The following is a 19,305-nucleotide window of genomic DNA, read 5'->3' on the forward strand; positions in this document are numbered from 1 at the left end:
GTATGGATGTTAACCTTTTTAGAGAAAGATATCCCAGCTAATTTAGTTTGGAAGATTGAAAGAATAGATTGAAAATAGATGAGAAGTGGAGTGCATATGATGGAGACACAAATCGTTATTGGAGTACCTGGTTTATGGAAAGATAGAACAGAATTAATACAAGAAGTTGTGAGTAAAAGTAACTATATATTAGCGGGAAATGTTATGCACCATAAGGAGAAAGAGATTGGCTTTGAAATTGATATATATGAACAAGAGGATCCATTTTATAATCCGTGTGGGGTATGGAAGTTAGAGAGTGCTTCGGCAAAGAAATCTATCTTTCAAAAATTGGGGAGTGTGCTAAAAGGGTGGAAAAATACATAAAAGAACAGAAGAGTATATGTGATAAATATAAAGCGGAGTATGTAGAATCTCCGAATGATTTGAAATTAGGAATAGCGCAAAATGTGAAAGATGGTATCGCTCCGATTAATGGGTTACGAATGCCTATAGAAAATGGAACGACAGGTTGGTACATTTGGGCTGGTGAAGAAATGGGGACAGAAGAAGATTTCTTTCTTCCTTTACACGTTCAACATATTGATGAATGGGCACCTGAAATAAAGAAGTATTTAGGGTTACCACCTGGTTGGAGATTTTTAATTGCTGGAGATTACGAGGACGTGTGGTATGATCCGAATTTGTTTGATGAAGATTTAGAAGAGGATGCAGATGAATGGGAAGAAAATATGCTACAAGAGTATGGATGGTACATGCATAGCATATTAGCAGAAGATATTGATGGCATCCATGCTAATTATCATACGCATGGTCTAAGAGATAACTTTAATCATCAAGATTTACAAATAGCATTAAATATGGATCCTGAAGTCGCGCATAGTGTTTTTTGTACCATAATAGAAGAAATAAAGAGCGGAAAAAAGTTTGAACAAGGGATTGAGTATACGAATATTATTGAAGGATATCCCATTATTATGAAGTCTTTCGTAGAGATGGATCGAGAAGTTTTGAGGGTTTTATTACCTGATGAAAGAGGGATTCTTCCTACGAGGCCAGAGTGTGATGAATGTTATAAGACTCAATTGGATAGTATTGAGGAAATTTGATAAAAAATAGCTTGAAACCATTCAAGCTATTTTTGAATTATTACATATGCTGTAAAGTAGGTTTTCGATTTGTAGTAATATCTGCTACTGAATAACGTTTCGTTTTATTAGTGCCAGTTAGCCCATTTCGTATTTAGCATATTTTTTTCTTCTTCTGAAATTATATTGTCTTTATACCAGGGTAAATGTTTACAGGTGAAATTATCAGCTACCCTTACGGCATTATAAAAACCGTTACTAATAAATTTTTTATTGTAAACAGCAAAAGTTGTATCAATTCCAGCGTTGAAAACTTTAGGGTTATTGTATTTAGTTATAGGAAAAAGCCAATACTGCATTTCCCATTCTGTTACTGTACATTTTTCATTTGACATGAGCTCTCTGTTGAAATTAGAAGTAGGTATAATGTCTAAAGCAAGGCCGGCTTTAAAGAGTGAAAGCTCGATTGTTAACTGCTTTAAATACTCTAAAAAGTTATCTGGCATTTTTTCATTAAAAGATAAATCAGGATCAGTTACAGCAAAAAAATCTGGAAGTAAATCGAAAATATAAGGAACGGCAAAAAAACGTGGTCCATAGTTGGCATTATTTTTCACTAAATTATATTTAGTTGATATTTGCTCATAAAAAGCAAGCAAAGCGGGAGCGGTTGAATTATTGTCCCAAATCCATATATCTTCACTTTTTATCTTTTTGTTTTCTAATTGTTTTAACATATTTTTCACATAAGTAAGGTTATTGAAGGCTATTACTATTATAGGAATGTTTGAATTATATTTTAAGTTTTCTATATTAGAGAGACTTAGTTCGTTCTTACATTCGAACACGATTTATAACACCTCCGAGCAAAAATAAAACACACTGCATTAGAAGCAACAATATTCCAATATATGCGTAAGTAAGAGAAATGGAATCGGTGTACGGCCTATATATGATGGAAGTAGGAAAAGCATTTTTGTTAAGATAGATTGAGTATACGAATAGTGATGAAAGAGGAATTTTTCTAGCTACATGAGAGCACGGTAAACGTTAGATAATATTAATGAAAAGGTGATACATGTGCAAAAAGAGATTTTAAGGTTATTAGATAAAAAGCAAAGTAACTATGAATTTCCTGCCTTTGATAATGAATATATGGATATTTCACAAGTGAAATTCTCTCTTTTCTTTAAAGATGCTAAGGATTGGCTAATGGTGTTTCAAATTGTGGGTGTAGGTTCATTAGGTGTATGTAATGATATTCAAGTATATGGCGATAGAATTACTCATTCAATGGGTGATGATTGCATTTTACAATTAAATAATGGCGATTATGAGTTGTTTGATGATGAAGGTGAATTTATACCGAATATTTATAACGGCAGTTTAAAAATTCGCGAGCATCATTTTGAATATGAATTTACAGAAGAGGATTATATAAATAATGGAATAGAAGTACAAACGACAGAGCATTATCCAACATACTTTATGCGTATGCTTGCTACTAATGAGGAAGCTCAAAAATTATTGTGGTGGGATAAAGGAGAAATTTTAGAAGAGTTCGGTTTAGAAGGCGACTGGGAAGTAGCGTATGAAACGGAAGAATGGAAACATGTTGAAGACGAAAAAGTAAGTGAAAATGAATTCTTCCAATCAGTAGCCGCTGCAATAGAGAAGAAAGATCCAAGTGTTATTGTGAATGAAAATGCTAATACGCATTGGAGAAATTGGGTAGAGTTTGATTGTGACTGAAAAGGATAGGAGAAAGAATGACAAATGAAAAGAAGAAGAAAATCCGGAGAAAAAGTACAAATGCATCGTTTTGCACTACCTCTATGCTACGGAAGTGAAGCACCATATTATTATTACGAGGTAGCGCCCCATGAAAGAGAGGAACGCTTCCATTTAACATCAGATCTTTGTGTAATGGATGGTGAACATTATTTTATTAGAGGATGTTTAGAGATTCCTATAATTGACTACCACGAAAATTTCATATGGACTGTGTGGGTATCACTTAGTAAAGAAAGTTATGATGAAGTATTAGAAAAGTGGGATGAGAGAGGCCGAGAAAATAGTGATCCTTATTTTGGTTGGTTATCTGTAGAAATACCAGTTTATCCAGAAACATTAAATTTAAAAACAAATGTACATATAAGAGAAGTTGGAATGGCACCGTATGTTGAATTAGAGCCAACCGAGCATCCTTTAGCGATCGAACAAAGAAATGGAATTACTTTAGAGAGAGTTAAAGAAATAGAGGAAATGATCCAACAATATAACTAGATTAGAAGAGAAAAAACGAGTGCTAGCACTCGTTTTTTTATTACACAACCGCAGGATTATAAATCATCGTAAAGTGTCCTGGTAATAATTCAATGTGACAAGGTGTATGAAGCGAGCTTTCTCCATCTGTATCTACTTCTTTTTCTTCTTTCGTTTCAATATGAATGGATTTCGCTTTTACGTGGAAGATGTCATTTTCATTTGAGTCTTCAAATAGTTTCTTTCCGATGTAATCTTTAAATGCTTGAATACCTGTTGATTTGACTACGAAAATATCAAGTGTTCCGTCATCACATTTTACGTTCGGAATAAAGGATGGAATACCACCAAGATATTCACCATTTCCAACCATGACAAGGACAGCTTCGTCTTCATATACTTGTCCGTCATAAGTAATTTTTACTGGGAATGTTTCAGCATTTTTTACAGTTCGAATTGTGCTTAAATAGTAACCGATTTTACCAAGCTTTGCTTTTTCTTCTGCATCGATATTGTTTGATACTTCAGATACGAGTCCAATGCCCCAGAAGTTTAAGAAATGTTGTTCATTTGCTTTTGCAACGTCAACTGGTTTTATATGTTCTTTTGTAATAAGTTTTGCCGCTTCTGCAATGTTTTGCGGAACACCAAGTGTGCGAGAGAAGTCGTTGCAAGTTCCACCTGGAATGATTGCAAGTGTAGGTCTAGTTTCGAGAGGTGCTAAGCCATTTGTGCATTCAAATACTGTTCCATCACCACCAAAGACGATAATTAAATCTACTTTACTAGCAAACTCTTGGCAATATTTTGTTGCATCACCTTGTTTTTTCGTATGAAGGATATGTAGATCAGGAAAAGCTGCGGCAAGAGGTGGTACGATTTTCGTTAAATTTGTATGTAAGTCACCTTGACCAGCTTTCGGATTTACGATGAGGAGTACTTTTTCAAATTTTGTCTTTGTCATATTTCATCTCTCCCTGTAGTTTGTAATGGAAAGAAAGGAGCTGTTCCCATGTATTTTAGAACAGCTTCTCCCTATTAATTGGGTGCTAAGATTGTCAGTTATTGTCGGTAAGTCGATATATTTAAAAAATCGCCGATATACATTTTATGTACTATCGATTTTTTAAGTTATACGATTATTCCGTTACAACTGAAGCAATGAATGGTAAGTTACGATATTTTTCCGCACAGTCGATACCGTATCCAACGATGAATTCGTCTGGAATTTGGAAGCCAACATATTCAGCTGTTAAGTCTACTTTACGACGTTCTGGTTTATCAAGTAATGTACAGAACTTGAGTGCTTTTGGTTTATGCATAAAGAAGTGATCTTTTAGGAAATGAAGTGTTAAACCAGAATCGATAATATCTTCTACAACAATTACGTTTTTCCCAGTAATGTTTACGTCGATATCTTTTAGTAGTTTCACTTTTCCTGTTGTTTCTGTTTGATTTCCGTAGCTAGATGCAGAAATAAAGTCAATTGTTACATCATTTTTGATGTTACGAATTAAATCAGCAGCAAATACGAATGAACCTTTTAATACGGCGATAACTACGATTTCTTCTCCTTCAAAGTCACGTTCGATTTGAAGTGCTAATTCTTTAACTTTTGCTTGTAATTGTTCTTCAGAAATTAAAGTGTCTTTTATTTCAATATTCATTGTAATCCTCCTACAGTGTAAAACTTATGAACATTTCGACTGTAAAGGATAGAATAGAAAAAGTCAAAGGAGATAGTAATTTTTTACAAAGATAACGACAAAATCATCTGATGATATGATATACTAAGTATATTAAGAAAACGCTTCCATAAAGGGTGAATATGATGAAGAAGAAACAGTACACAAGTGTAACATTTATAAAAGCATTACTTTTAACAATTGTTCTTGGCCTGTTGGCTTACGTAATTGATGTACCTGCGATTCGTATTTCATTAATTGGAATGACTTTAGTGTTAGGAGCAATTTCGCACGGTATGATGTCGCAGCTAAAAGAAGCTGGACTTGATGATATGAGAGATCATATAGATAAAAAGTGAGAAACCTTCATTATATAGAGTGAAGGTTTTTTTGTTTCTTACAAAAATGTAAGGTAGTTGTAAGGCAAATCGATAGTTGCATAAGAGCATTTTGGATAAACTATGGGTGTAAGGTAAAAGGCAAGCATATTTTAGGTAAATTAAGTTTTAGGCACTCTATATGTGAAAAAGGAGTAGGAGGGCATGGAGAAACGTTGGACGACCTTTTCTTTTTTAGCGACTAGTAACACCGTAATGCTAGATGGAAAAATGGATTTTTTGCACTTGTTTGATCGTGAAAATGATCATTCTTCTTCTAAATTTACAATGAAATGGAATAAATGGAGCGAGAGTTGTAAGATTGAAGAAGAGGCCCCTAACGAAGAGCAAAAGATTATTTTAACAAACCCTATTAAAGCGTGGGTTGTTCAACGTCGTAAGTGTAACGTCAAAAATCACTTCAAGAAAACTGAGCCGAGACAATTAGTTATCGCTCCGGCCCGTTCTACTTCCAAATCACGCGAAAGTAACATGTAAATAATTGAGACACACACCCGAAAAAAACATCGTACATATTGCGATGTTTTTTTCTTTTTCTACAATGAAATCTTTAAATGAAATATATTTCATCTGCATCTTATATTTATATCTCTTGCTTATTCTAGTAATACATCCGATGCGAGTAGATGTGAATAAAATATAAGGAGAGAGTGAAAATGAAAAAGAAACTATTACCAATTTGTGCAATGGCACTTTTAACAGTAGGATATTCTTCAGTAGCGAGTGCGGATACTGGAACAGTAACAAAGGAAGAAGAAGCGCAAGTACAACAGGATAAAGCTAAAAAAGAAGAAGCAATTAAGGAACAGCAAAAAAGTGAAATAGAGAAAAAGCAAGCGGCACAAGTACAAGAAAAAAATGATATGGCTAAAAAAGAGGAAACAATAAAAGCTGAGAAAAAAAGTGAAGAAGAGAAAAAGAGAATAGCGCAAGAACAGTTAAAAAACGATATGGCTAAAAAAGAAGCAGCGATAAAAGCCGAGCAAAAGAATGAAGTAGCTAAAAAAGAAGAAGCAAAGCCAGTTGTACAAGGTGAAAAATTACCAAATACAGCATCAAATAATGTAGCAATGATGGGATTAAGTGCATGTCTTGTAGCGGTAGGTACATTATTTGGTTTGAATCGTCGCAATAAGATTCAAGCGTAAATAAAATATTTTCCTATAAAGAATGGGATAATTTCATATATTAAAAATGGTAGGTTACTCCTACCATTTTTGGCATGGAGGAATGAAGAATGAAGTTACTCAATTATATCGGTATCATATTGATGGCTATAGGGCTATTCATGGGATCCTATTATGCTGTGGAATGGTATAAAGGAAGAAGCTCTGCCGGGCAATTAACGGCAGAAGAAATAAAGAGCCTTAAAAATATACAAGATACTCAACTTTCTCATGAAACACCTGTAACTTCTCAAGTGCCTTCTTCTCAAACAGAACATAAAGAAGGAGAAAAGGTAGCGATGTTAAACATACCGAAAATAAAGAAGAAGTTTTCTATATATTGGGGAGCAGATGATACGACTTTGAAAAAAGGAGTGGGTATGTTCGTTAGTGATTTAACGACAACTCCATCTGGAGGGGGACATACTGTACTGAGTGGACATCGAGATACTGTATTTACAGATTTAGAAGAGTTGAAAGAAAAGGATACCCTTGTTTTAGAGTATGATAATAAAACGTACACATATGAAATTCAAAAGACATGGATTACTCATGCGGATGATCGTACTGTTATTATAAAAAAAGAAGAACCGATATTAACACTGACAACTTGTTACCCATTTGATTATATAGGGGATGCACCAGATAGATATATTATCGAGGCGAAGTTAACTGGCAGTCATTCAAAGTGAAATTATAGTTTCTGAAAGCGAGAGGGGGATATATAAGTTATGTCAAAAAACATTTTAATTGTTGAAGATGAAGACATATTACGTGAAATATTAAAAGATTATTTTTTAAGTGAACAATATGTAGTGTTTGAAGCGAGGGACGGGAAAGAGGCTTTAGTTGTATTTGAAGAAGAAGAGGTTGATTTAGTTATTTTAGATATCATGTTGCCAGAACTCGATGGATGGTCTGTTTGCCGAAGGATTAGGAAGACGTCCGAGGTGCCTATTATTATGCTGACGGCGCGTGTAGATGAAGACGATACGTTACTTGGTTTTGAACTTGGAGCAGATGACTATGTGACGAAGCCGTATAGTCCTCCAATTTTATTAGCAAGAGCGAAACGATTATTAGAAAGTAGAAAAGCATCGAAGAAACCTTTAGAGAACGAAGATGATACGTTATCGATTCATGGCATCCATGTCCATTTTCCGTCGCGTACTGTTACTGTTGATGAGGCAGATGTTAGTTTAACGCATACGGAGTTTGAAATATTGGTGTATTTCATGAAAAATCAAGGAATCGTTTTAACGCGAGAGCAACTCATTTCAAGAATTTGGGGATATGAATTTGCTGGCGATGATCGAACGGTGAATAGCCATATTCGTAATTTAAGAAATAAATTAGGAGAGAAAGCAAAGTATATTACAACTGTAGTACGAACTGGTTATAAATTTGAGGGGAATGTATGAAGAAAGGAATTGTACTAAAATTATTTACTCTTACAACAGCATTATGTATGTTGATTTTAGCGACGATATTTATTGGACAAACGATATTTTTTAAACAATATTATGCGAATCGAAAAGTGGAAGATATTAAAGTGAATTTAAATTCTTTTGAGAAGAATTATTTAAATTATGCAGGAAATGCAGAAGAAATTCAGAAACTAGAGCAAGACTTTTTAAGAGAAAATAATACGTGGATTACGACATTAGATAAGAACGGGAATTTAAAACATGCAGATGATTTTTATTTTGAAGTAACGATAGATCATAGGCAACAAAAGAGCTTTGGACAACAAATATTTAAAATTCCCTTAGGTAATCTCGTCAATATAGAGGAAATTGATAATAAATTATCAGAGCAGTTTTTAGGGCAAGAAATTTATTTTTCTGGAGTGAGAAAAGAAGATAGTTTTATTCCATTCTCTTTTTCTTTATCTAAGCAGAATTTAAGTGGATCTAATAAACCGTTAGAAAAAGCATTTAATGAGAAAATGAGCAAATTAAATGAGGAGAAAAAGAGAGCAGTTGAGGAACAACTTGTTAAGGAAAAGAAACCAGCTGTTCAGGAGCAAGCTGCTCAAGAATTAAATGTTTACATAGGAGGACGTGTTACAAAAGTACAGTTACCAGATGTAAAAGGTCCTGTGAATCCAATTTATAAAAATGGCATCTTCTTAGATAGCATAAAAGAATTTCAAACTAATTTATTATTAAAAGAGCGCAAGCCCATACAATATACAACACAAACAATGGACTATGAAAAAAATGATATTAAATATAAATTATTAATCAAGCCAATAGAAAAAGACGGATCAGTAACATATATTTATGCGATGGCTTCTTTACAGCCCGTAGATGAAGCTGTACAAATGGTGCAAGATTACTATATCTATATCATTGCATTTGTAGTTGTTCTTATTTTTTTAGCTTCGTTCTATTACTCAAAACAAATTGCCAAACCGTTATTAAAAATAAATGATACGACGAAGAAAATAGCACAATTAGATTTTACAGAAAAAATACCGATTACTTCAAAAGATGAAATTGGAGATTTATCGAAAAATATTAATGTGCTATCAAATAAACTCCATTCCCATATTGGACAGTTAGAAGAAGATATTGAAAAGGAAAGAAAGTTAGAAAATACACGGAAAGAATTCATTTCTGGTGTTTCGCATGAATTAAAAACACCGCTAAGTATTATGAAAAGTTGTATTTCCATTTTAAAAGACGGGGTAGCTGAGCATAAAAAAGAGTATTATTTTCAAGCGATGGAGAGAGAAGTAGACAAAATGGATACTTTAATTTTGGATATGCTTGAGTTAGCTAAATTTGAATCTGGTACATATAAAATGAAAAAGTCTTCGTTTTATATTGATACAGTAATTGAAGATATATGTGAACATCTATCTGTGGAAATAGAGAAAAAAGAACTTCATGTTCATAAAAATATACATTCATTTGAAGTGATTGCAAATCAAGGCCGGATTGAACAAGTCATCGTTAACTTCATTACGAATGCCATACGTTATACACCAAATAAAGAAGATATTATTATTTCTACAATAGATGAGAAGGATCGTATAAAAGTGTGCATTGAAAATAAAGGTACTCACATTGAAGAAGAACAATTAGATAAAATTTGGGATCGTTTTTATCGAGTGGATACAGCTCGTCAGCGTTCACAAGGTGGGACGGGACTTGGGCTTGCTATTTCTAAAAATATTTTAGAATTACACGATGCTGAATATGGAGTGAAAAATACAGAAGACGGTGTATTATTTTACTTTTACTTACCGAAAAAAGCGTAGATAATGCATGCTACGCTTTTTTTAATTTATTTTCATATTATCTTTACCTAATCTTTATTTTTAAGCGATATAATCTGGTTAGAAAATGAGGTTATGTAAGGAGTCGATGAACCGTGCATAGCAATTGGCTAAGTATAATGGTATTTATTTTCTTTTGCGCATTTATTGTATTTTTAATTAATATTACGATATGAAAAAAGAGCGCTCATTAAGCGCCCTTTTTTTGTGTATTCATTTGATAAGCACTGATGCTTTTGAATAAGCGTGGGGAAGTGAGGAATAAAAATATAAGTAAAACTGTACATAAAATAAAAGAACCAAGCATTGTACTTCCATTTACGATTAATGAATATAACACAGCTGATTGACCTTTCGGCGCATATTGTCCCCAGAAAATAATACCGGCAATAAAGTGACAGAAATAGCGAGCAAAGCTACCGACAAATGTAGCAAGGATAATGTAAACAAGGATTTTCTTACCATGGTTTTGTTTTGCTGAAGGTTTTTCATTGCGACTACCTAAACTTGAATGTTCTTCACTATTTTCATTAGACGTTAAAAGTGCTTTTTGAATTGGACGATAGAATAAGCCAGCAAATCCGATAAAAGCAAAGGCAATGAAGTACTCAATGAATGCTTGAACAGGTGTTAAAATGTAAGCATCCCCCACGACTATTTGTAATAGTCCCCAAACTAAACCACCTAAGAAAGCTGATTTAAAGCCCCAGCGGTAAGCAATAATAAAAATAGGAATCATAGCGAATGAGATAGAACCGCCTGTTGGAAGTTTAAGTGATAATGGTAAAATATCGATAATCATGGCGAAGGCTGCAAGAATAGCAGATTCGATCATCGCTTGTAAATTGGTGTTACGCATGTTGTCTCCCCCTAAATCCAAGTTGTACAAAAAAGAATAGATATCATAGGAGGATACGAAATACGTAAATAAAAATGAGGTATGTATTTCGGACGTTTGCACAATCCCTGCGTTAGCATTAACTAACAGGTTCGAAGGGTCGGAACGAAGTGTTCCCTCTCAGCGGCATGGCTCCCCCAGTGATAACGAGATTCTTTATTTGCTATTGTTTATTGTAAGCGAAATGGATGAGAATGGCAAACGAATACAGTATGACAATAATTGAAATAGAATTGTAGCGAAATGTTAATAAATATGAAGCAAAAGGGTATAGTACAAGAGAAATTGGGTGTGGTATAATTTTTTTGAAAATAATTATCATTCTCTTCTGAGGGGGAAGGTTATGAGTTTAGTAGATATTAAAATTGGAGAGAAAGTGTTAGTAAAAAGTATTCAGTCTTTAGATCAGCTATTAAAGCGTAGACTAGCTGCTTTCGGTCTTGCTGAAGGAAGCGAACTTCGCCTGAAACAGAAAGCGATGTTCAAAGGTCCTTGTACATTGGAGTGTCGTGGACAGTTAATTAGTATTCGTCATTGTGACGCGAAAATGATAAAGGTGGAATTAGCGTGAATAAGGTAGCTTTGCTAGGGAATCCGAATACAGGGAAGACATCATTATTTAATGCACTTACTGGTTCTTATGAGTATGTAGGAAACTGGAGCGGTGTAACAGTAGAAAAGAAGGTTGGTAAATTAAAAGATAGACAAGGAACATTAATTGATTTACCAGGTGTTTATGATTTAAATCCAGTTTCACGTGATGAAGGTGTTGTAACAAACTTTCTATTAACAGAAGAATTTAATCATATGTTAAATATCGTAGATTCCTCGCAGTTTGAAAGAAATATGCATTTAACGTTGCAATTACTTGAATTTGGTAAGCCAGTCTCAATTGGTTTAAACATGGTTGATGTGGCGAAGCAAAGAGGAATTGTCATTAATGTAAAACGATTATCAGAACTATTAGGTGTAACAGTCGTTCCTGTTGTTGCAAGAAGTGGAAAAGGCTGTGAAGAACTGCTTACGACTCTTAAAGAAAATGACAAAAAAGAGAAAAAGCCATTCCTTATTTCATATGGTGTACAAATGGATGAAGGAATTGGAGAAGTAATTGCTCTTTTAGAGACAGCGAATTACGAGCATCCGAGATGGTTAGCACTTCAATTTTTAAGCAATAACGAAGTAGTAGAAAAAGAAATGAAAGCATTACCAATTTATAAGGAACTCATAGCCATTCGATCTCGCTTAGAAGGAAAACTTGATTGTACGTTAGAAGAGCACATTTACAAAACTCGTGAAGCGTATATTGAAAAGTTAAAAACAAATGTTATGAAGCATGAGAAAGAAGGAAAAATTCCTTTTTCAGAAAAAATTGATAGATTAATTACACATAAAATTTTAGGACTTCCAATCTTTTTAGCAGTTATGTTTTTTATTTTTCAGGTTACGTTTACGTGGATTGGTACACCTTTATCTGATATGTTAGATGAGTTTTTTGGTGGCCAGCTTACGGATTGGGTGACGGCTGGACTTACAAGTATTGGAGCTTCTCATTTTATTCAAGCACTCGTTACAGAAGGTATTATTGCCGGTGTTGGTGCTGTATTAGTATTCGTACCACAAATCTTTGCACTATTCTTTTTCATTTCATTATTAGAAGACTCAGGGTATATGGCGCGAATTGCAGTTGTTATGGATAGAATTATGGAGTTTTTCGGCTTAAACGGAAAAGCTTTTATTCCGATGATTATCGGTTTTGGATGTAACGTTCCAGGTATTATGGCTGCGAGAACGATTGAACAGGAGAAAGAACGTTTACTTACCATTTTAGTAACACCATTTATGTCTTGTTCAGCACGATTACCTGTATATGCATTATTTGCGGGCGTATTCTTCCCGCATAGTCAGGCGACTGTTGTATTTTCTTTATATGTTGCAGGGATTGTTCTTGCGTTATTAGTTACAAAAATTATGTCTCTTACGATTTTGAAAGCGGAAAAGTCTATTTTCGTAATTGAATTACCGCCTTACCGTGTGCCACAAGCGAAAACATTATGGCTGAGCACGTGGGAGAAAGGAAAAGGATTTGTTCGTAAAGCTGGTACATTCATCTTTGGTGGTTCGGTTGTCATTTGGTTATTAAACTATGCAGGTCCATCAGGATTTGGTGTTGATATGGGAGACAGTTACTTAGCGATGATTGGTGGATTTATCGCACCGCTATTTGCACCGCTCGGCTTTGGAACGTGGCAAGCTGCAGCATCCCTTTTAACAGGATTTTTAGCGAAGGAAGTTGTCGTTTCAACAATGGCAATTATTTATGCAGTTAAAGAAGATGTGCTTGGAAACGTAATGGGAGCACATTATACAGCATTATCAGCTTATGCATTTATGTTCTTTATTTTATTATACGTTCCATGTTTAGCGACGGTGGCTGTTATTAAACGTGAAACAGGATCAGCGAAATGGACGATTTTCTCAGTCGTTTACCCGCTTGTTGTTGCTTATGTATTAACGCTTATTATATACCAAGTTGGATCTTTACTAGGATTCTAAAAGGAGATGTATAATGATGGTCAATATTATAATTGGAGCTATCATTTTTGGTTATGCAGCATACACGTTAGTTAATTTTGTAAAGAGAAGTAAAAAAGGAAAATGCGCAGCATGTTCTTTAAATAAGTCATGTCAGTCGAAAACTTGTAGTCCAGATATGGAACAAGTTGCTCATAATAAATAGAAAAAAGCTTTGCGAATGTCGCAAAGCTTTTTTGTTTTACTTTTTAATTTTTACAAGTTGAGAAGCTTCGACGCCGTTGTAACCAGGGAATTCTTTACTTGGGTCTTTATCAAATTTTAATACACCTACAGATTTTTCATCACCTTTTACATTGTTGTAAGTTGCGTCATCGACAATCGCATACATATCTGTATATGCACGGCCACTTCCGATAATTGTATTGCCTTCATATTTTAATTTCGCTCCATCAAGTGTAGCATTTTCTACTTTTTCTTTTGCAAATAATACACCTTGTTCTGTTGTTACAGCTGGTAATTTATCAAGTGGTTTCGTGTTGTCTTTTTCATCAACTTTGCTAAGTAACTCTTTTTTCACTAGTTCCTCACCAGTTTTCTTATCCATTACAAGAACTTTTTTACCATCTAATGTTGTCATTTTCATTTTATAGAAGTCTTTTTCTTTCACTTCTTTTTTGTTTTTATCTGTAATTTGCTGAACTTGTTCTTCTGAGCCGTACAGTACAAAACCGTTCGCTTTCTCTCCTAATAAAGAACAACCTGATAATGCTCCAAGTGAAATTGCTGCTGCTAATCCGATTCCTACTAATTTTTTCATGATGATTTCTCCTTTTATATGTTTTATATTAAATACAATTTTTGTATTATTGCTTACAAGTGAAGAAGCTTGTTTGTTGCTTCTGGTATTAGTGTATAAGAAATATCAGAATGCAACTATCGAGTTAGCTTACAGTAACATTACACTTATGTAATTTAGTGAAATTTCACAAAAGTAAGTTAATTTCAAAGAGGGATAATGAGAATATATTAGAAATACAATATTGTATATAGAATGTCATATTATAATGGATGTATTTTGGAAATAACATGTAAGGACATATTAGTTTTGTTATAATAAACACATAGGCTGTAAAAATGAATATTCTTTACTGTAAAGGGAGATTTTTCAGTTTTCCAAGTAGTGAATTTGAAATATGAGGTATATCATAGGAGGAATTTAGATGTCTGTATTCAAACGATTAAGAGATTTAACAATGTCGAATGTATATTCATTAATTGAAAAAGCGGAAGATCCAGTTAAGATGACTGATCAATATTTACGTGATATGCAAGCGGATGTACAAGAAGCAGAGAAAAGTGTAGCGGCTCAAATCGCGCTTGAGAAGAAATTCAAAATATTATTTGAAGAGCAAGAAGCACTTGTGAAAAAACGTGAAGAGCAAGCTCATATGGCTGTTCAAGCTAATAACTTAGATCTTGCGCGTCGTGCTCTTGAAGAAAAACAAAACGCAGAACAAAAGATGAATGAGTATAAAGCAAGCTATGAGCAAAATAAAGCTGCTGCTGATAACCTGCGCCTAAAGCTAGAAGAAATGCGTAAGCAATTAAATGAGCTGAAAAATAAACGTGAGACACTTGTAGCGCGTGTAAATGCGGCGAAAGCACAAAAGAATATTAATCAGGCGATGTCTGGATTTGATTCAAACTCAGCAAAAGCTGGTTTAAGCCGTATGGAAGAGAAAGCTCTTCAATTAGAGGCTGAAGCAGAAGCAAGCGGTGAAGTTTATAAGAAAGAAAAATCATTAGATGATGAATTCGCAAGCTTAAACAAAAATTCTGCTGTTGACGATGAATTAGCTCGTATTATGAAGCAGTATGAGAAATAATATAGAATAAAGACAAATGAACCGACATGTCTAAATATATTCATGTCGGTTTTCTATTATATTTAGAGGAGGTTTTGCAATGACATGGATGAATGTAGTTGCCATGCTTGTATGGACTGGAGCGAGTGCAGTACTTTTATTTGCAATTATGTGGGTTGATTCAATTTTTACAAAATACAATGATTTAAAAGAAATTAAAAATGGAAATACAGCTGTAACAACTCGTTTTATTATGAAATTATTTGCACAAGGGTACATTTTATCCCAATCAATTACGAAAGCAAATGACTTATGGCAGGCACTTCTTGCTTCAGCAGTTTCTTTCGTTATTTTATTAGTGGTAGAAATGTTTATCGAATTTGTATTAAAGAAAATGTCTGGTCTTGATTTAGAAGAAGGTACGAAAGAAGGTAGCGTTGCACATGCGATGTTAGCCGGATCATTACATATTGTTGGTGCACTAATTTTAGGTGCTTGTTTATAAAGAGAAAAGGAGGGGTAGATCATGAGTTTATTTAAACGAATTAAAAATATAATGAAAAGCCCAGAGCCACCGAAGCCGGAAAAGAGTCTTTTAACGTTAGCTCCTGGCGATATGATTGAAGTGTCATTAGTTATGTATGAATTAATTGGGAAAACGAGTATGCATTCGCGTAAGGAAATTGTTTTGACATTGCAAGATGGAAAAGACATTCGTTATTTAAAAATTGAAGATCGTGAAAATACGTATTACAAATTATATACACCAATTGATGGTCGCTTAGATTCAATTGATGAAATTCCGACGACAATTGAAATGGATGATACCGAGTACCATATGGAAGAACAATATAACGGACGTGTTGTTGTTATGGGAAAAACTCCATTCTCAGCTTCAGAAGAACAGTACGTATGGGAATTCCAATCAGACAATCGAAAATTATTGCGTATTGAATGGCAAAATGGTCGCACAATGATGTATGAGGGAGAAGCAATCATTCCTGCTGATGTACAAATTATAAGAGCAACGTAAGGGGGCGTAATCATGTCAAACCGATTGTTTACCATGATTAAATCGTTTGTAATCCCTATACTTGCTATCGTTATATTACTTGTTGTTGCTGGTTATGCCTTATCAGGTTGTCAAGGCGGGCAGACAAAGTCGATTCAAGACCGTTATCCACTTGAATCTGTTGCCAAGGAAGGTAAACAAGAATCTTACGTGTATAGGGCCGCCAATCGGTCAGTTCCTGAAGTAGCGAAGGAACTCATTAACGAAAGAGAACCGAAGCAAGCATCTAAAGAAGACGAAAATCAAATGTTCCTCGTTTATTCTGATAAGATTTATAACCTGCAAAAGGATAAAGAGAAACCATCTGATACGTTAATTGAAATAAGTAATAAAGAATTTGTCCGTCAAAATTACCAACCGTCCTTCTTGCAAGGATATATTATGGGTAGCATATTAAACGATATATTCGGTTCAAAAAGATCATCATCCGGTGATTACCGAGGATATAATGACAGACAAAATCATCAACCAGTTATTCCAGAAAGACCACCTACAAAAGAAGAAAAGAAAACCCCACCTCCAATTACGAAGGAAGGGAAAGGGTCTATCATTAAGCGAGGCGATAATGTAGATTCGAAACCATCAGTAGGTGATAAGGGAAGTATTACTGAAAAAGGAAGTAATACGACGCCCCCACCTTCTACTGGAAGCAAGGGGAAAATTACGAAAACACCAGGCGGTTCAAGCGGATCAGATGTGAAGCCAAAATCATCTATTAAAACGCCGCCAAGGAATACATCTCCTCCGAAAACGAGGGTCGGTGGTTCAGGAAAGATTACGAAGAGAAGATAGTGTAGAGACCGAAAAGTGTAAATTGCTTTTTGGTCTTTTTTTGTTATGGGAATTAATCCCTTTCAGTTGGTACGATTTAGGCATAAGGGAGGAAGTAAAAATATATCAGCGATTATTGAAATATATCGACTTACCGACAAAAACTAACAACGATAGCAACTTAATAATAAAAAGAGGGTGTGCCAAAATTTTGGCACACCCTCTTTTACATAACGATTAATGAATATCACGTTTCTTGAAATTACCGCCTTTTACTTCTGCTACGTCATAAACTGTAATAAAGGCGTGTGGATCGATTTCATTAATAAGTTCTTTCATTTTACTTTCTTCTAAACGGTTAATTACGCAAGAAATTTCTTTGAATTTCTCTCTTGAATAACCACCGTATACTTCGTTATATGTTGCACTTCGGCCTAAACGATCGCGAATTGTTTCTACCATTAATTCAGGCTCTTTTGTAATAATTTTAAATGCTTTTGAACCACTTAAACCAACTTCAACGATATGAATCACTTTCGAAGCGATAAAGTAAGCAATTGCCGAAAGGATAGCTCCTTGAAGACCGAATACCGTTGATACGAAAATAAATACGAACATGTTTAAGAATAAAATAAGGTCACTCGTTCCAAATGGTAACTTACGAGAAAGCAATACAGCAAGCATATCGATTCCATCTAATGCCCCACCGTTACGTAATGCTAGTCCCATACCAAAACCGATGATAATACCACCAACAACTGTAACTAATAATGTATCGCCTTCAATAATAGCTGGTATTCCGTGCATGACAACGGTACCTACTGCTAATGAAGCAATTCCGATAATAGAATAAATCGCAAAGCTTTTACCGATTTGCTTATACCCTAACCAAACGAAAGGAATGTTAATAACTGCGATTAGAGCTCCTAATGGCAATCCAAATAATCTTGAACTAACGATACTTAAACCAGTCACACCACCGTCTGATACGTTATTTGGAATTAATACTGCTTCTAATCCGTACGCTGTGATAAATGCCCCAATAATAATCATCAAAGCTTTTGAAGCAATTTTTAGCTTATTGGGCTTGTTTTTGATAATTTTCTCCATATAATTTCCTCGTTTCAAACTAGTTTCTTATTTGTTACGTCATTCACACCTAAATTTTATTTTAACATTTAATTTGAAAAAATTCTCCTTTAATGGATGTATGCAGGGAATATTATCACCATATTATCTTTAAAATATTTTTGAAATCAGTATAAGAAATCCCATCCTTTCAAAGGATGGGATGCTATTAAGAAAATATAAAACTAAGTATTGATACGAATAAAGCGAAACCTAAAATAGTTCCACATATTTTCATATGGCGCTTACGTCCCATTACGACAATCGCAACATATTCGCGAATCATTGCGTTAGGCCAGTAATAAAATGCAGTTTTTGACCCGATTCCTTGGCTATTAAGACCAGCTTGTCTAGCGTATATGCCAGCGCGGAAAAGGTGGAAATTATTTGTGGTAAAAATACTTTTATATTTACCTTCAGGTTTTAAAGAATCCATAATTTCTTTAGAGAACAACATATTTTGATATGTGTTTACAGAGCGATTTTCTTGCACTGTATGTTCAAGAGGAATTCCTTTTTCAACAGCATAATTTTGCATTGCTTCTGCCTCTGGAAGACCTTCATCTGGACCTTGACCACCAGAGAAAATAATTGTTGGTGGTGTATTTACAGCTGCTTGTTTCCAATAGAAGTCGATAGCTTTATTAATGCGGCTTGCAAGTAATGGTGGTACTTTATCATTAATTAAGCCGCTACCAAGAACGATGATGAAATCTTGATTACGTCTTGGTCTGTTGAATTGGTATAAAAAATATGCACTTAAGAAGTTAGATAAGTGTATAAAGAAATAGAAGCTTATAAGAGAAATAGCTGCAAAAATAGGCTCTAAATGCGATGAGACCAAACTTGCTGGGTTTATGATAGGGAGTAACATAAAGAATAACATCCCTAAAGCAGCAAGGAGTGTTAAACAGTTAGTGAACCGTCTTCCTTCTCGCTTCATTAAAATTCTAGCATTAAGAAATAGCCCAAACATTAAAGCAACAATACCGAAAGGAAGCATAATAAGAAGTGCTAAAATAGGTAAAATTATAATATAGCGTAGGACATCACTACTTGAATTTACAGATATAATCACACAAAAAAGAAGGAAAAAACAGACAAAGGAATTAAATAAAAAGCCGTTTATTATTTTTCGCGGATCT

Annotated in this window: 24 protein-coding genes and 1 riboswitch; of the genes, 17 read left to right on the forward strand and 7 right to left on the reverse strand. The window is 34.3% G+C overall.

Annotated elements, in window-relative coordinates:
- Positions 1-96: 96 nt before the first annotated feature.
- On the forward strand, positions 97-366 hold the full coding sequence (locus tag ACQGSG_RS18265) for a hypothetical protein (RefSeq protein ID WP_000970753.1): 270 nt from the start codon (positions 97-99) through the stop codon (positions 364-366).
- The gene (locus ACQGSG_RS18270) at positions 351-1,109 is read left to right on the forward strand and encodes a DUF4262 domain-containing protein (RefSeq protein ID WP_000417356.1); all 759 of its coding nucleotides are present in this window, start codon (positions 351-353) and stop codon (positions 1,107-1,109) included. Before ACQGSG_RS18265 ends, ACQGSG_RS18270 begins: the two co-directional genes overlap by 16 nt.
- A gap of 107 nt (positions 1,110-1,216) precedes the next feature.
- On the opposite strand, the gene ACQGSG_RS18275 is transcribed toward ACQGSG_RS18270, so the two are convergent.
- Positions 1,217-1,936: a hypothetical protein gene (locus ACQGSG_RS18275; protein WP_000461059.1), complete on the reverse strand. Its 720-nt coding sequence runs from the start codon at positions 1,934-1,936 to the stop codon at positions 1,217-1,219.
- A 232-nt stretch (positions 1,937-2,168) separates the two neighbouring features.
- Between ACQGSG_RS18275 and ACQGSG_RS18280 the strand changes: the two genes are divergently transcribed.
- Together ACQGSG_RS18280 and ACQGSG_RS18285 are read left to right on the forward strand one after the other, a co-directional pair.
- Positions 2,169-2,840, forward strand: coding sequence for a DUF7003 family protein (locus ACQGSG_RS18280; protein WP_001168352.1), 672 nt, complete (start codon positions 2,169-2,171; stop codon positions 2,838-2,840).
- A gap of 24 nt (positions 2,841-2,864) precedes the next feature.
- The gene (locus ACQGSG_RS18285; protein WP_000830212.1) at positions 2,865-3,374 is read left to right on the forward strand and encodes a DUF2199 domain-containing protein; all 510 of its coding nucleotides are present in this window, start codon (positions 2,865-2,867) and stop codon (positions 3,372-3,374) included.
- A gap of 40 nt (positions 3,375-3,414) precedes the next feature.
- On the opposite strand, the gene ACQGSG_RS18290 is transcribed toward ACQGSG_RS18285, so the two are convergent.
- Positions 3,415-4,317 (reverse strand): diacylglycerol/lipid kinase family protein, encoded by a 903-nt coding sequence (locus ACQGSG_RS18290; protein ID WP_000167895.1) that lies wholly within the window; start codon positions 4,315-4,317, stop codon positions 3,415-3,417.
- A gap of 175 nt (positions 4,318-4,492) precedes the next feature.
- Positions 4,493-5,020 carry a hypoxanthine phosphoribosyltransferase gene (gene hpt, locus ACQGSG_RS18295; RefSeq protein ID WP_001019298.1) on the reverse strand — a complete coding sequence of 176 codons (528 nt, stop codon included), beginning with the start codon at positions 5,018-5,020 and terminating at the stop codon, positions 4,493-4,495.
- Positions 5,021-5,181: 161 nt separating this feature from the next.
- On the opposite strand from hpt, the gene ACQGSG_RS18300 reads away from it, so the two are divergent.
- The 6 genes from ACQGSG_RS18300 to ACQGSG_RS18325 all read left to right on the forward strand — a co-directional run bounded on the left by ACQGSG_RS18300 (position 5,182) and on the right by ACQGSG_RS18325 (position 9,870).
- A complete protein-coding gene (locus ACQGSG_RS18300; protein WP_002001286.1) occupies positions 5,182-5,397 on the forward strand; it encodes a hypothetical protein in 216 nt (71 codons plus the stop codon).
- Between the two features lie 183 nt (positions 5,398-5,580).
- A complete protein-coding gene (locus ACQGSG_RS18305) occupies positions 5,581-5,913 on the forward strand; it encodes a hypothetical protein (RefSeq protein WP_000415619.1) in 333 nt (110 codons plus the stop codon).
- A gap of 179 nt (positions 5,914-6,092) precedes the next feature.
- Complete coding sequence (locus ACQGSG_RS18310) at positions 6,093-6,584, forward strand: LPXTG cell wall anchor domain-containing protein (protein ID WP_000728023.1); 492 nt, start codon at positions 6,093-6,095, stop codon at positions 6,582-6,584.
- A gap of 89 nt (positions 6,585-6,673) precedes the next feature.
- Positions 6,674-7,294, forward strand: a complete 621-nt coding sequence (locus ACQGSG_RS18315) for a class D sortase (RefSeq protein ID WP_098604784.1) — start codon at positions 6,674-6,676, stop codon at positions 7,292-7,294.
- A 39-nt stretch (positions 7,295-7,333) separates the two neighbouring features.
- Positions 7,334-8,023, forward strand: a complete 690-nt coding sequence (locus ACQGSG_RS18320; protein WP_000041848.1) for a response regulator transcription factor — start codon at positions 7,334-7,336, stop codon at positions 8,021-8,023.
- On the forward strand, positions 8,020-9,870 hold the full coding sequence (locus tag ACQGSG_RS18325) for a sensor histidine kinase (RefSeq protein ID WP_426947762.1): 1,851 nt from the start codon (positions 8,020-8,022) through the stop codon (positions 9,868-9,870). The genes ACQGSG_RS18320 and ACQGSG_RS18325 overlap by 4 nt, the downstream gene beginning before the upstream one ends.
- A 208-nt stretch (positions 9,871-10,078) precedes the next feature.
- Here ACQGSG_RS18325 and thiT read toward each other — a convergent pair whose 3' ends face one another.
- On the reverse strand, positions 10,079-10,747 hold the full coding sequence (gene thiT, locus ACQGSG_RS18330; RefSeq protein ID WP_001246585.1) for an energy-coupled thiamine transporter ThiT: 669 nt from the start codon (positions 10,745-10,747) through the stop codon (positions 10,079-10,081).
- An 86-nt stretch (positions 10,748-10,833) separates the two neighbouring features.
- Positions 10,834-10,935: riboswitch (TPP riboswitch) on the reverse strand.
- Positions 10,936-11,129: 194 nt separating this feature from the next.
- Here thiT and ACQGSG_RS18335 point away from each other — a divergent pair.
- From ACQGSG_RS18335 to ACQGSG_RS18345, 3 genes are read left to right on the forward strand one after another with little or no spacing between them, the layout of a single operon-like run.
- Positions 11,130-11,357: a FeoA family protein gene (locus tag ACQGSG_RS18335; protein ID WP_000060512.1), complete on the forward strand. Its 228-nt coding sequence runs from the start codon at positions 11,130-11,132 to the stop codon at positions 11,355-11,357.
- Positions 11,354-13,342 (forward strand): ferrous iron transport protein B, encoded by a 1,989-nt coding sequence (gene feoB / locus ACQGSG_RS18340; protein ID WP_070757021.1) that lies wholly within the window; start codon positions 11,354-11,356, stop codon positions 13,340-13,342. The genes ACQGSG_RS18335 and feoB overlap by 4 nt, the downstream gene beginning before the upstream one ends.
- Positions 13,343-13,355: 13 nt before the next feature.
- Positions 13,356-13,526, forward strand: coding sequence for a FeoB-associated Cys-rich membrane protein (locus ACQGSG_RS18345; protein ID WP_000989593.1), 171 nt, complete (start codon positions 13,356-13,358; stop codon positions 13,524-13,526).
- A gap of 36 nt (positions 13,527-13,562) precedes the next feature.
- Here ACQGSG_RS18345 and ACQGSG_RS18350 read toward each other — a convergent pair whose 3' ends face one another.
- A complete protein-coding gene (locus ACQGSG_RS18350; protein ID WP_000737502.1) occupies positions 13,563-14,141 on the reverse strand; it encodes a lipoprotein BA_5634 family protein in 579 nt (192 codons plus the stop codon).
- A gap of 403 nt (positions 14,142-14,544) precedes the next feature.
- On the opposite strand from ACQGSG_RS18350, the gene ACQGSG_RS18355 reads away from it, so the two are divergent.
- The 4 genes from ACQGSG_RS18355 (at position 14,545) to ACQGSG_RS18370 (ending at position 17,053) form a co-directional block, all read left to right on the forward strand.
- A complete protein-coding gene (locus tag ACQGSG_RS18355) occupies positions 14,545-15,210 on the forward strand; it encodes a PspA/IM30 family protein (RefSeq protein ID WP_000110280.1) in 666 nt (221 codons plus the stop codon).
- Between the two features lie 79 nt (positions 15,211-15,289).
- Complete coding sequence (locus ACQGSG_RS18360; protein ID WP_000220087.1) at positions 15,290-15,694, forward strand: DUF350 domain-containing protein; 405 nt, start codon at positions 15,290-15,292, stop codon at positions 15,692-15,694.
- Between the two features lie 21 nt (positions 15,695-15,715).
- Entirely contained in the window at positions 15,716-16,222 is a 507-nt protein-coding gene (locus ACQGSG_RS18365) for a DUF4178 domain-containing protein (protein ID WP_000051746.1), read from the forward strand.
- A gap of 12 nt (positions 16,223-16,234) precedes the next feature.
- Positions 16,235-17,053 (forward strand): DUF4247 domain-containing protein, encoded by an 819-nt coding sequence (locus ACQGSG_RS18370; protein WP_000071185.1) that lies wholly within the window; start codon positions 16,235-16,237, stop codon positions 17,051-17,053.
- Positions 17,054-17,269: 216 nt separating this feature from the next.
- Here the strand turns inward: ACQGSG_RS18370 and ACQGSG_RS18375 are convergent, their stop codons facing one another.
- A complete protein-coding gene (locus ACQGSG_RS18375) occupies positions 17,270-18,142 on the reverse strand; it encodes a YitT family protein (RefSeq protein ID WP_000411244.1) in 873 nt (290 codons plus the stop codon).
- 187 nt (positions 18,143-18,329) lie between these two features.
- The coding region (locus ACQGSG_RS18380; RefSeq protein ID WP_426947763.1) for a YdcF family protein at positions 18,330-19,305 on the reverse strand (976 nt) is incomplete at its 5' end.

It is taken from the genome of Bacillus sp. GMa5/1 (assembly GCF_050172015.1).
GTDB classification, from domain to species: domain Bacteria; phylum Bacillota; class Bacilli; order Bacillales; family Bacillaceae_G; genus Bacillus_A; species Bacillus_A cereus.